Here is a 12,686-nt window from a genome sequence, read left to right as displayed (position 1 = left end):
CCCCTTGCGTGATCAGCAGTCGGTCAGACGCAGGAAAATCGCCGCCAGCTGTTCAATGCCCGCCTGGTCCTGGAGCGTAAAGCGTGCGAGTGATGGGCTGTCGAGGTCAAGAACGCCAATCAGCTTGCCGTCCTTGACCAAAGGCACCACCAGCTCACTGTTCGATGCGCTGTCGCAGGCAATGTGCCCGGGAAAGGCATGCACATCCTCCACCCGCTGGGTTTGCCGCGTTGCGGCCGCCGCCCCGCAAACACCGCGACCGAAGGGAATGCGCACACAGGCGATCTGGCCCTGGAACGGTCCGAGCACCAGTTCTTCGTTGCGGTTGAGGTAAAAGCCGGCCCAGTTCAAGTCGTCCAGCTGATTGAACAGGAACGCGGAGAACTGCGCGCTGTTGGCGATGAAATCACGTTCATCGGCCAGCAGCGACTCCAGTTGCGCGCAGAGCATCGCATAGCCATCCAGGCCAGTGCCCGCACTTTGTAGATCGATCATGGTTGAATCTCCAACAATTTAAGGCCTACCCAGTAACGGGCAAATTGGTACGCGCAGCGGCCGTTGCGGTTGCCGCGACCGGTCGCCCAGCGCACGGCGAGGATGTCGAGGGCTTCATCGCGCTGCCACTGCAAACCGGCCTTGCTCGCCAACTCGCCGATCCAGTGCTCCACCACATCCAGGAAATGCTCTTGGGTGAACGGATAGAACGACAGCCACAGGCCAAAACGGTCGGACAAGGCAATCTTGTCCTCCACCGCTTCGCTGGGGTGCAGTTCGCCATCCACGCGTTTCCAGTTGTCGTTATCGCTCTGGTTCTCCGGGACCAGGTGGCGGCGGTTGGAGGTCGCGTACAACAGCACGTTTTCCGGGGCCTGTTCCAGGGAGCCGTCCAGCACGCTTTTCAGCACGCGGTAATCGCCTTCGCCAGCCTCGAACGACAGGTCATCGCAGAACAGGATAAACCGCTGTGGCAGCTTGAGCAGTTGCTCGACCACACGCGGCAGATCAGCGAGATGGTCGCGCTCGATTTCGATCAGGCGCAGGCCCGCCTTGGCATGCTGGGCCAGCAAGGCGCGCACCATGGACGATTTGCCGGTACCGCGCGAACCCCACAGCAGTGCATGGTTGGCCGGCAGGCCGTCGATGAATTGCTGGGTATTGCGCGCCAGTGTTTCACGTTGCTTGTCCACGCCAATCAGGTCGGAGAGGCGCATTTCCAGGCTCACATCCAACGGCAGCAGATAACCACTGCGGCCTTCACGCTGCCAGCGCGCAGCCAGGCACTGGTTCCAATCGATGGCTTGGCGCGGCGCGGGCAACAACGGCTCCAGGCGGGCGAGCACGGTTTCAGCCCGTTCAAGAAAGGCATTCAATCGAGAGTCCACGATTATTCCTCTGGCAAGTTCTTGCAAAAGATGGCGTATTGGCAACCCTGCGGCAGACCGCACGAGGCTGCGTAAAAAACGATTCATGCCGGGTAAGCCAGAGCTTGTGGATGTTCAGCTATGCTTGCCGGGCGAAGGGAAACGTGAAGTGGTTCAACACTCGATGGATATCAAGTTCGCCCACCGCTTGTCTTATAAACAAGCCAGATTGACTGTGCTGGTCGGTTTCGTCTTGGGAACCTTGCTCAGCCTGATCCAAATCGGTATCGATTATGCCAGCGAAGACGCATCCATCAACCGTGAAATTCGCTCGCTGATCGAAATCAGCCACAACCCCGCGTCACGCATCGCCTACAACATCGACGCCGAACTGGCGCAGGAACTGACCCTGGGCCTTTTGCACTCCCCCGCCATCGCTCACGCCCAGTTGATCGACAACAATGGCGTGGTGCTGGCCGATGTCGACCGCCCGCGCAAAGAAAGCACCTACCGTCCTATCAGCGACTTCCTGTTCGGTGCCAACCGCCAGTTTGAGGACCGACTGTTCCTCAGTCACATGCCCAACGAGTCCCTCGGCGTGCTGCGCCTGGATGTGGACACCTACGCCTTTGGCAGCCGCTTTCTGCGCCGTGCCGAGATCACGCTGCTCAACGGCTTCGCCCGCAGCCTGTTGCTGACTGGCATCCTGCTGGGCCTGTTCTACGTGATGTTGACCCAGCCGCTGGTGCGCATCATCCGCGAGCTGAGCAATCGCCGGCAGGCGCGCCTGGACTGCCCGCCAGGCCACGAGCACGACGAAATTGGCGTGCTGGTGAACGTCGCCAACCAACAATTCGAAAACATGGAGACGGAGATCCAGCAACGCCGTCATGCCGAAGATCGGCTGACCGAGTACCTGGGACAACTGGAAAATATCGTCTCTGCCCGCACCCTGGAGCTCAAGGCCAGCAACCAGCGGTTGAGCCAGTCCAACGATGAACTGGAGGCCGCAAAGATGCATGCACTGGGCATGGCCCAGGCGCGAGCAGCCTTCCTGGCGAATATGAGCCATGAAATTCGCACCCCGCTCAATGGCCTGCTGGGGATGATCGCGCTGTCGCTGGACAGCCCACTCAACGCCGAGCAACGCCAGCAACTGTCCATAGCCCATGACTCGGGCAAAGTGCTGGTGGAGCTGCTCAACGATATCCTCGACCTGTCCAAGTTCGACGCCGGCCAGTTGGAGCTGGAGCGCATCCCGTTCGATTTGGGTTCACTGGTGGAGGACACTGCTAACCTGCTGTCGCAGAACGCGGCGCCGAGCGTCGAACTGACCTGCCTGATCGACCCGCAGTTTCCTGCCCAGGTCTTGGGCGACCCGACCCGCGTCAGGCAAATTGTCAGCAACCTGCTGTCCAACGCCTTGAAATTCACCCGCTTTGGTCGTGTGGACGTTCGCCTCAGTGCGCAGGAGGGCCGAGTACGCATCGAGGTGTGTGATACCGGCATCGGTATTGCGCAGGAAGCCCAGGTGAAAATCTTCCAACCCTTTACTCAGGCCGGTGCCGGCATCACCCGTCAGTTTGGCGGCACGGGGCTGGGCCTGGCGTTGACGCATAACCTGTGCGAAGCCATGCAGGGCCGCTTGAGCATCAGCTCGGAGGTGGGCTTCGGCAGCCAGTTCTGCGCCGACCTGCCATTGCCGATCCATTTGCCTGCGGTGCAACCCACACCGCTCAAGGGTGACGTCATCGCCATTACCAGTGCCGGCAGTGGCCTGAAGGAGCTGCTCACCACCCAACTGCCCCACTGGGGACTGACACCGCACTGCTACACGCAAGACGATGACTTGAGCGGGCTAACCCCGGAGTTGCTGATCACCGACTGCCCCGAATGCCTGTTCCGCCTGCGCCCCGCCATTACCGCGCCGATCCTGCTGGTAACCGCCTATGGCAATTTCATGCCCAGCGAAGAAGTCGCGGCACTGGCGCCGTTGCAGCAACAGGCTCGCCCGTTGAGCCGCAACGCGCTGTATCAGATCCTGCAACGCAACCTGCGTAGCGAGGCGCAACTGATCCTCGACCCGATCCAGATAGAAGCCGCGCCCCTGATGCACCGGGCGCGCATCCTGCTGGTGGAGGACAATCCGGTCAACCAACTGGTGGCCAAGGGCATGCTCAGCAAACTGGGGTGTGAGGTGATCGTGGCCGCCCACGGTGGCGAAGCACTCAGGCTGCTTGAGGAACAACGCTTCGACATGGTGTTGATGGACTGCAATATGCCGGTGATGGACGGCTACGAGGCCAGCCGGCAGATCCGTCGCAGCGGGCGCTGGCCGGACCTGCCGATCGTCGCGCTGACCGCCAACGCCCTGTCCGAAGAACGCGAGCGTTGCCGAGCCGCAGGCATGAATGACTACCTGGCCAAGCCGTTTCGCCGCGAGGAGCTCAGCGGTCTGCTGGACCTGTGGGTGCCGAAGGCGACAAATCTCTAATCTGTCGGAGCAACTGGTCCAGACCGTCGCGCAACGTGTCGGCCTGGTTCAGGTCAATGCCGCTGTTACAGAGCAGCCGGGTCTTGAGGCCGTGGGTCTGGTTGCGTAGTTGCACGCCACGTTCACTCAGGCCCAGATGCACCTCGCGTTCATCCCTGGCGCTGCGCTGGCGCCTGACCCACCCGAACTGCTCAAGGCGCTTGAGCAGCGGCGTTAGCGTGCCAGAGTCGAGCATCAGCCGTTCACCCAAGGCCTTCACTGTTGGCTGCATCGGCGTTGCGTCATGCCACTCCCACAACACCAGCATCACCAGGTATTGCGGGTAAGTCAGGCCCAATTGATCCAGCATCGGCTTGTAGGCTCGGGTTACTGCCCGGGAAGCGGCGTACAGTTTGAAGCACAGTTGATGGTCGAGGGCCAGGGAGACGGTCATTTGAGCAGGGCTTCGATCTCTTGGGTCAGGTCCTGCGGCTTGGTGGTCGGGGCAAAGCGCTTGACCACCTGACCGTCACGGCCAATGAGAAACTTGGTGAAGTTCCACTTGATCCCCTTGGAGCCGAGCAAGCCCGGGGCCTGCTTTTTCAGTTGCACGAACAGTGGGTGGGCGTCGCTGCCATTCACGTCGATCTTTTTGAACAGCGGGAAGCTAACGCCGAAATTCAGCTCGCAGAATTCGGAAATTGCCCCTTCATTACCGGGCTCTTGCTTGCCGAACTGGTTGCAAGGAAACCCCAATACCACCAAACCCTGGTCCTTGTACTGCTGCCAGAGTTGCTCCAGGCCTTTGTACTGTGGGGTGAAGCCGCACTTGCTCGCCGTGTTGACCACGAGGATGGCCTTGCCGGCGAAATCGGCCAAGGTCTTTTGCTCACCCTTGATGGTGGTGCAAGGGATGCTCAGCAGGTTGTTGCTCATGGCAATGCCTCGATAGCGAGAAAGCAGAAAAAATAGCGCTCAACTTAATTGCATGCAATTGAATTGAGCAAAATTATGATGTGCTATCACCCTTAACCACTGTAGGAGCGAGCTTGCTCGCTAAAAACTCAAGGGCACTGCGTTTACCGAGCATGCCCGCGTAATCATTGACGATTTTCGCGAGCAAGCTCGCTCCTGCAGAGGTCCGGAGTACTTCAATTACCGAGGAACCAGGTCCAGGCACACCGAATTGATGCAATAACGCAGGCCAGTCGGCGGCGGGCCGTCCGGGAACACGTGCCCCAGGTGCGCATCGCATTTGGCACAGGTGACTTCGGTGCGGATCATGCCGTGGCTCACGTCACGGATTTCGATCATCGCGCTGTCGGCGATCGGCTCGTAGAAGCTCGGCCAGCCGCACCCTGAGTCAAACTTGGCGCTGGAGTCGAACAGCGGCTCACTGCAGCAAATGCAGTGATACACGCCGTCCGTCCTGGTCCCGTTGTACTTGCCACTGAACGGCCGCTCGGTGCCCTTGAGACGGCACACGTTGTATTGCTCCGGATCGAGCATTGCCTTCCATTCTTCAACGGTTTTCTGCAACTTTTCCATCGGTACACCTCGGCAACTGAAAAAGCCTGATCTGTGTCTTTTCCATGGATCAGGCGGCACGTATGATTGCGCCTCTTCAAACGCCAGTCTGGCACCCGCGCAACCGGCATTCAAACGTATTTATGGGTGCGGCCTTCGCAGGATTCACAGTACGGTAGTGCCCACACCGTCTGGATCGTTCATTTTCAGGATCACATCGCCATGCAGGTCAGCAAATCGAACAAGCTCGCCAACGTCTGCTACGACATTCGCGGCCCAGTGCTCAAGCACGCCAAACGCCTGGAAGAGGAAGGCCATCGCATCCTCAAGCTGAACATTGGCAACCCGGCGCCCTTTGGTTTCGAAGCGCCGGACGAAATCCTCCAGGACGTGATCCGCAACCTGCCCACTGCCCAAGGCTACAGCGACTCCAAAGGCCTGTTCAGTGCGCGCAAGGCCGTCATGCAGTACTACCAGCAGAAGCAGGTCGAAGGTGTCGGCATCGAGGACATCTACCTGGGCAATGGCGTGTCCGAGCTGATCGTGATGTCCATGCAGGCCCTGCTCAACAATGGCGACGAAGTGCTGGTACCGGCGCCGGACTACCCGCTGTGGACCGCCGCCGTGACGCTGGCCGGTGGCCACCCGGTGCACTACCTGTGTGACGAAGGCGCCGACTGGTTCCCGGACCTGGCCGACATCAAGGCCAAGATCACCCCGAACACCAAGGCGCTGGTAATCATCAACCCGAACAACCCGACCGGCGCCGTGTACTCCAAGGAAGTGCTGCTGGGCATGCTCGAGCTGGCACGCCAGCACAACCTGGTGGTGTTCTCCGACGAGATCTACGACAAGATCCTCTACGATGACGCCGTGCACGTATGCACTGCCTCCCTGGCGCCAGACCTGCTGTGCCTGACCTTCAACGGCCTGTCCAAATCCTACCGCGTGGCGGGTTTCCGTTCCGGCTGGATCGCCATCTCCGGTCCCAAGCACAACGCCCAGAGCTACATCGAAGGCATCGACATGCTGGCCAACATGCGCCTGTGTGCCAACGTGCCGAGCCAGCACGCCATCCAGACCGCCCTGGGCGGCTACCAGAGCATCAATGACCTGGTCCTGCCCCAAGGCCGCCTGCTGGAGCAGCGCAACCGCACTTGGGAACTGCTCAATGCGATCCCAGGCGTCAGCTGCGTAAAACCCATGGGAGCGCTGTATGCGTTCCCGCGGATCGACCCCAAGGTATGCCCGATCCTCAACGACGAAAAGTTCGTGCTCGACCTGCTGCTGTCGGAAAAACTGCTGGTGGTGCAAGGCACCGCGTTCAACTGGCCGTGGCCGGATCACTTCCGCGTAGTGACCTTGCCGCGTGTGGATGACCTGGACATGGCCATCGGTCGTATCGGCAACTTCCTGAAGTCCTATCGCCAGTAAGGGAAATGGCGCCGTACGACCGACAATCGGTCGTACGGCGAGTATCTGGCAACACTTCTCTGCCCCTCTTCTGCCTTGCCACGTCACTGGCGCCGAAAAAGCGACCTGCCCCCTATAATTACGGGGCTTCAAGGCAACGCTGAACCGATCAAACTACCTTTTCCCTATCGGAAATTCCCTTCAAGCCTCTACATTCCGGCTGTAGGACACAGTTTGAAATAGTCGCTCGGTTGAATCACCCCATGCGGCACCTTATATACCCCGCAGTACGCGACATATTAAGCATGAGGAGAACTCTACAACCATGATGCGCATCCTGCTGTTCTTGGCCACTAACCTTGCGGTCGTGCTGATTGCCAGCATCACCTTGAGCCTTTTCGGCTTCAACGGGTTCATGGCGGCCAACGGGGTTGACCTGAACCTCAATCAGCTGCTGGTTTTCTGTGCGGTCTTTGGTTTTGCCGGCTCGCTGTTCTCGCTGTTCATCTCCAAGTGGATGGCGAAGATGAGCACCAGCACCCAGGTCATCACCCAGCCACGTACCCGGCATGAGCAATGGTTGCTGCAGACCGTCGAGGAGTTGTCCCGCGAGGCCGGCATCAAGATGCCTGAAGTCGGGATCTTCCCGGCCTATGAAGCCAACGCCTTTGCCACCGGCTGGAACAAGAACGACGCACTCGTTGCGGTCAGCCAGGGCATGCTGGAACGCTTCTCGTACGATGAAGTGAAGGCCGTGCTGGCCCACGAAATCGGTCACGTGGCCAACGGCGACATGGTCACCCTGGCGTTGGTCCAGGGCGTGGTGAACACCTTCGTGATGTTCTTCGCACGGATCATCGGCAACTTTGTCGACAAGGTCATCTTCAAGAATGAAGGCGGCCGCGGCATTGCCTACTTCGTGGCGACCATATTCGCCGAAGTGGTGCTGGGTTTCCTGGCCAGCGCGATCACCATGTGGTTTTCGCGCAAACGGGAGTTCCGTGCAGACGAAGCCGGAGCACGCCTGGCCGGTACCGGTGCCATGATCGCAGCGCTGCAACACCTGCGTTCCGAACAAGGCCTGCCGGTGCACATGCCGGACAGCCTGACCGCCTTTGGCATCAATGGCGGCATCAAGCAGGGCATGGCTCGCCTGTTCATGAGCCACCCACCGCTGGAAGAGCGGATCGACGCACTGCGTCGTCGGGGCTGACAGGCGACAGCAACACAAAAAAGGGGCGATCTGATCGCCCCTTTTTTGCAGGTCTGAAGGCCTCATCGGGGGCAAGCCCCCTCCCACATTTTGCATGCGTTCACACATCAAAAGTGGGAGGGGGCTTGCCCCCGATAGCGATGGAAAATTCAGCGCTTGGTCAACTGATACACCCGCTCATCCAGCCGGGTGACGCCGTCCTGCACGAACTTCCAGCTCTCGCCCAGGATGTCTTGCTCTTCCAGCATTTCCAAGGCCCAGTGCGCGCCCAGCAGCACCTTCACCTCGTCATCGTTCACCGCAAAAGGAGGTCCGGCTTTTTGCGTCTGGTCATAGTCGAGGGTGATCAGCAGCCCCTCGCAACCTGGACGCAACAGGCTGTTCAGGTGCTCGGCATACCGAACACGCATCAGCGGCGGCAAGGCGATCAGGGCAGCGCGGTCATAAAGCGCAGCGCAATCGGTCAGCGCCTCGGCATCAAGGGCGAAAAAGTCGCCACACCACACCTCGATCAGGCCCGCCTGGTATACCGCAAAGGTGCCCCGTTGCGTGATACGGGGCACAAGGTCCTGTTCGTTGAAAAACGCCTCGACCGCCTGCTCCGACAGTTCCACACCCAATACTCGCAGCCTCTGGCTGGCCAGCCACATCAAGTCCAGGCTTTTGCCACACAAGGGCACCAGCACCTGCGCGCCCTCGGCCAGGGCCAGCTGCGGCCAATGTCGTTGTAGATACGGATTGACCTTGGGTTGGTGAAAGCCGATCTGGTTGCTTGCCCAGCGGTCTTGCCAAAATTTAGGCTCCATACATCACCCTGAAAATTCGATCAAAAGGCACTAAAACTTATATTAGATTTAGATCAATGATCTGATTGAAGATGGGCCCATGTTAACGCTCAGGACCCTACTTATGTTCCCCAGCCTGTTTATCTCCCACGGATCGCCCATGCTCGCCCTGCAACCCGGCGCCAGTGGCCCGGCGCTGCAACGGCTAGCGGCCGAGCTGCCACGGCCCCAGGCAATCGTGGTGGTGTCGGCGCACTGGGAAAGCCCTGAACTCCTGGTCAGCGGCAGCGCCGCGCCCGAAACCTGGCACGACTTCGGCGGCTTCCCCCGCGAGCTGTTTGCCGTGCAGTACCCGGCCCCGGGCGACCCGCAGCTGGCCGGCAAGATTGTCGAGCTGCTGCACGCCGATGGCCTGAATGCGCGCATCGATGACCGTCGCCCCTTCGACCACGGCACCTGGGTGCCGCTGTCGCTGATGTACCCAGCGGCGGATATCCCGGTGGTGCAGGTCTCCCTGCCGAGTCGCATGGGCCCTGCACTACAGACCCGCGTCGGGCATGCCCTTGCGGGCCTGCGTGAGCAAGGTGTGTTGTTGATCGGCTCTGGCAGCATCACCCACAACCTGGGCGAGTTGGACTGGCACGCGGGGCCGGAGAGCATCGAACCATGGGCGCGGGATTTCCGCGATTGGGTGGTGGATAAGCTGGCAGCCAACGATGAAACCGCGCTGCACGACTATCGCCGCCTGGCACCGAATGCCGTGCGCAGCCATCCCAGCGATGAACACTTGCTGCCGCTGTACTTTGCACGTGGTGCCGGTGGCGAATTCAGCGTGGCACACCAGGGATTCACCATGGGCGCGCTGGGCATGGACATCTACCGCTTCGGCTAAGGCAAGCTTCAGGCAAAAAAAATCCCCGAACCAGTCGGGGATTTTTTATGTGCGATCAATCAGCCCAAGGGCGGATCAATCTTCGCGGTAGCGACGCAGCTTCAACTGCTTACCAGCAACGCGAGTGTCTTTCAGCTTGGTCAGCAGTTTTTCCAGACCGTCTTCCGGCAGCTCCACCAGGGAGAAGCTGTCACGGACCTGGATGCGACCGATGGCTTCACGTGCCAGGCCACCCTCATTGAGGATAGCGCCCAGCAGGTTCTTGGCAGCGATGCCATCACGCGCGCCGAGCGCGGTACGGCAACGGGCACGGCCTTCAGCCAATGGCACCGGAGCGCGACGCTCACGATCACCACGGTCTGGACGATCGCCGGAACGCTCTGGACGATCACCGCGTGGCGCGCTGTTCGGCACCAGTGGGCGTTCTTTCTCGATAGCAGCCAGGGTCAGGGCCTGACCGTTGGTGGCCTTGCGCAGCAGGGCTGCAGCCAGGGCACGCGGGGTGCAACCGATATCGGCGGTCAGGCGGTCCAGCAGGTCGCCGTGGGTCGATTCAGCGTCAGCCACCAGTGGCGCCAGGCTGTTGGTCAGTTTCTTGATGCGGGCATCGAGAACTGCCTGGGCATCCGGCAGGCGCACTTCGGCAACTTTCTGACCGGTCACACGCTCGATCACTTGCAGCATGCGGCGCTCACGCGGAGTCACCAGCAGCAGTGCACGACCTTCGCGACCGGCACGGCCGGTACGGCCGATACGGTGCACGTAGGACTCTGGGTCGTACGGCATGTCAACGTTGAACACGTGGGTGATACGTGGAACGTCGAGGCCACGGGCAGCAACGTCGGTCGCTACAACGATGTCCAGGCGGCCATCCTTGAGGGAGTCGATCACGCGCTCACGCTGGTTCTGGGCAATGTCACCGTTCAGCGCAGCGGCTTTGTAGCCTTTGGCTTCCAGGGCACTGGCCAGGTCCAGGGTCGCTTGCTTGGTGCGCACGAACATGATCAGGGCGTCGAAGTCTTCGACTTCCAGCAGGCTCAATACAGCCGAGGTCTTCTGGTCAGCGTGAACCAACAGGTGAGCCTGTTCGATCGCGGTAACGGTCTGGGTCTTGGTCTGGATTTTCACGTGTTGCGGATCGCGCAGGTGGCGTTCGGCAATGGCACGGATCGACTGCGGCAGGGTGGCCGAGAACAATACAGTCTGACGGGTCGGTGGCAGTGCCTTGAAGATGACTTCCAGGTCATCCATGAAGCCCAGCTTCAACATTTCGTCAGCTTCGTCCAGAACCAGGTGGTTCACGGTCGACAGGACTTTTTCGTCACGACGCAGGTGGTCGCACAGACGGCCCGGAGTGGCGACAACGATCTGTGCGCCGTTACGAATTGCTTTAAGTTGTGGGCCCATAGGCGCGCCGCCGTAAACGGCCACAACAGTAACGCCTGGCATTTGCTTGGCGTAGGTTTCAAAAGCGGTTGCTACTTGCAGCGCCAACTCACGGGTTGGCGCCAGGATCAGGGCTTGCGGTTCGCGCTTGGCAGGATCGATGCAATGCAGGATAGGCAGGGCGAACGCGGCGGTTTTACCGGTACCGGTTTGCGCCTGGCCAATCATGTCCTGGCCGGCCATGATGATCGGGATCGATTGCTGCTGAATCGCCGAAGGTTCTTCGTAGCCGGTCGCTGCGACGGCTGCAAGAATATTCGGGTTAAGATTAAAAGCGGCGAAGCCGCCGGTTTCCTGGGTCATGGGTCTGCCTCTAAGTGCATCCGCAAAGACCCATGCTCCAAAGCTGCGCATGCCGTGTTGAGACTCAAGAGTCGCCCTGGCTGCTTTGTCGGCGGGGATTTGCGAAAACGAATGAATGAAAAAGATTCGTCAAGGGAGAGTCCGCTATGCGGACGTGCAGCCGAAGCTGACTTCGGGGAATTGCGCTACCTAAACGCGGCCCGGTTAAAGGCCGGCGCGCACTATACCGGAAATAGCTGAAAAAGGGAGCTTTTTTTATCGCCAAGCGCTGATAAACCGCGCTATGTCACAGTCTTTGCAGATAACACCGGCAGGGTCTATTTTTCAAAGGCCCGGCCCTGCTGGTCATAACGCTTAAACGGTTCACCTGACCTTTCCGGCCCTTTGGTCCGAAACCCTTCCCCGCGCCCGAGGGCACACCCGATGAATCAAGCCAGCAGCAGCCGCGTCAGCCGTGAACTCCAGGGTCATGTCTTGCTTTTGGGTCTGGACCGGGTGGCCAAACGCAACGCGTTCGACCTCGACCTGCTCAATGAGCTGAGCCTGGCGTATGGCGAATTTGATCGAAATGATGACGCTCGGGTGGCCGTGGTGTTTGCCCATGGCGACCACTTTACCGCCGGGCTGGACCTGGCCAATGTCAGCGGCGTGATGGCCGGTGGCTGGCAGCCGCCTCTGGGCGGTTGTGATCCGTGGGGCGTGTTTGCCGGCCCGCGCGTGAGCAAACCGGTGATCGTCGCAGCCCAGGGCTACTGCCTGACCATCGGTATCGAATTGATGCTGGCCGCCGATATCAACTTGTGCGCGAGCAACACGCGCTTTGCGCAGATGGAAGTGCAGCGCGGGATCTTTCCGTTCGGCGGCGCGACGCTGCGCCTTCATCAGATCGCCGGCTGGGGCAATGCGATGCGCTGGCTGCTCACCGGCGACGAATTCGATGCCCATGAAGCCCTGCGCCTGGGCCTGGTGCAGGAAGTGATGGCCAGCGAGGACTTGCTGCCCCGCGCCGTCGAACTGGCCAACCGCATTGCGCGTCAGGCGCCGCTGGGCGTGCAGGCGACGTTGATGTCGGCACGGCTGGCGCGCATGGAAGGCGAAGCCGTGGCGGCTGAGGCGTTGCCGCCGATGGTGAACACGTTGCTGAATAGCGAGGATGCCAAAGAAGGCGTTCGGGCGATGATCGAGAAGCGGCCAGGGGTGTTCAAAGGTATTTAGTCGTCGTCAGTGATGGCCTCTTCGCGGGCAAGCCCGCTCCCACAGGGGAATGTATTTC

General features: G+C 60.3%; 12 protein-coding genes. 5 read left to right on the top strand and 7 right to left on the bottom strand.

Annotated elements, in window-relative coordinates; genetic code table 11:
- Positions 1-12: 12 nt before the first annotated feature.
- Together BLR69_RS30175 and BLR69_RS30170 are read right to left on the bottom strand one after the other, a co-directional pair.
- Positions 13-495 (bottom strand): GAF domain-containing protein, encoded by a 483-nt coding sequence (locus BLR69_RS30175; RefSeq protein WP_071496286.1) that lies wholly within the window; start codon positions 493-495, stop codon positions 13-15.
- Positions 492-1,382, bottom strand: a complete 891-nt coding sequence (locus BLR69_RS30170; protein WP_071496287.1) for an ATP-binding protein — start codon at positions 1,380-1,382, stop codon at positions 492-494. The genes BLR69_RS30175 and BLR69_RS30170 overlap by 4 nt, the downstream gene beginning before the upstream one ends.
- 163 nt (positions 1,383-1,545) lie before the next feature.
- Here BLR69_RS30170 and BLR69_RS30165 point away from each other — a divergent pair, with 163 nt between their 5' ends.
- Positions 1,546-3,855, top strand: a complete 2,310-nt coding sequence (locus tag BLR69_RS30165) for a hybrid sensor histidine kinase/response regulator (protein WP_071496288.1) — start codon at positions 1,546-1,548, stop codon at positions 3,853-3,855.
- Here the strand turns inward: BLR69_RS30165 and BLR69_RS30160 are convergent.
- The 3 genes from BLR69_RS30160 to msrB form a co-directional block, all read right to left on the bottom strand.
- Positions 3,809-4,288, bottom strand: coding sequence for a MarR family winged helix-turn-helix transcriptional regulator (locus BLR69_RS30160; protein WP_071496289.1), 480 nt, complete (start codon positions 4,286-4,288; stop codon positions 3,809-3,811). The two genes, BLR69_RS30165 and BLR69_RS30160, sit on opposite strands and share 47 nt — an antisense overlap.
- A complete protein-coding gene (locus tag BLR69_RS30155; RefSeq protein WP_058427952.1) occupies positions 4,285-4,770 on the bottom strand; it encodes a glutathione peroxidase in 486 nt (161 codons plus the stop codon). The genes BLR69_RS30160 and BLR69_RS30155 overlap by 4 nt, the downstream gene beginning before the upstream one ends.
- Positions 4,771-4,989: 219 nt before the next feature.
- Positions 4,990-5,382, bottom strand: coding sequence for a peptide-methionine (R)-S-oxide reductase MsrB (gene msrB / locus BLR69_RS30150; protein WP_071496290.1), 393 nt, complete (start codon positions 5,380-5,382; stop codon positions 4,990-4,992).
- Positions 5,383-5,583: 201 nt separating this feature from the next.
- Between msrB and BLR69_RS30145 the strand changes: the two genes are divergently transcribed.
- Positions 5,584-6,795, top strand: a complete 1,212-nt coding sequence (locus BLR69_RS30145; RefSeq protein ID WP_016978462.1) for a pyridoxal phosphate-dependent aminotransferase — start codon at positions 5,584-5,586, stop codon at positions 6,793-6,795.
- Between the two features lie 304 nt (positions 6,796-7,099).
- Positions 7,100-7,987, top strand: coding sequence for a protease HtpX (gene htpX / locus BLR69_RS30140; protein ID WP_071496291.1), 888 nt, complete (start codon positions 7,100-7,102; stop codon positions 7,985-7,987).
- Positions 7,988-8,136: 149 nt separating this feature from the next.
- On the opposite strand, the gene BLR69_RS30135 is transcribed toward htpX, so the two are convergent.
- Positions 8,137-8,793 carry a thiopurine S-methyltransferase gene (locus BLR69_RS30135; protein WP_071496292.1) on the bottom strand — a complete coding sequence of 219 codons (657 nt, stop codon included), beginning with the start codon at positions 8,791-8,793 and terminating at the stop codon, positions 8,137-8,139.
- A 103-nt stretch (positions 8,794-8,896) separates the two neighbouring features.
- Between BLR69_RS30135 and BLR69_RS30130 the strand changes: the two genes are divergently transcribed.
- Positions 8,897-9,664: a DODA-type extradiol aromatic ring-opening family dioxygenase gene (locus BLR69_RS30130; RefSeq protein WP_071496293.1), complete on the top strand. Its 768-nt coding sequence runs from the start codon at positions 8,897-8,899 to the stop codon at positions 9,662-9,664.
- 75 nt (positions 9,665-9,739) lie between these two features.
- On the opposite strand, the gene BLR69_RS30125 is transcribed toward BLR69_RS30130, so the two are convergent.
- Positions 9,740-11,413, bottom strand: coding sequence for a DEAD/DEAH box helicase (locus BLR69_RS30125; protein WP_058427958.1), 1,674 nt, complete (start codon positions 11,411-11,413; stop codon positions 9,740-9,742).
- Positions 11,414-11,836: 423 nt separating this feature from the next.
- Here BLR69_RS30125 and BLR69_RS30120 point away from each other — a divergent pair, with 423 nt between their 5' ends.
- Positions 11,837-12,628 (top strand): crotonase/enoyl-CoA hydratase family protein, encoded by a 792-nt coding sequence (locus BLR69_RS30120; RefSeq protein ID WP_071496294.1) that lies wholly within the window; start codon positions 11,837-11,839, stop codon positions 12,626-12,628.
- Positions 12,629-12,686 lie beyond the last annotated feature (58 nt).

The organism is Pseudomonas azotoformans, from assembly GCF_900103345.1.
Taxonomy (GTDB): Bacteria; Pseudomonadota; Gammaproteobacteria; order Pseudomonadales; family Pseudomonadaceae; genus Aquipseudomonas; species Aquipseudomonas azotoformans.
Note: the sequence above shows the minus strand (reverse complement) of the source record. Positions and strands in the feature narration are given on the sequence as shown.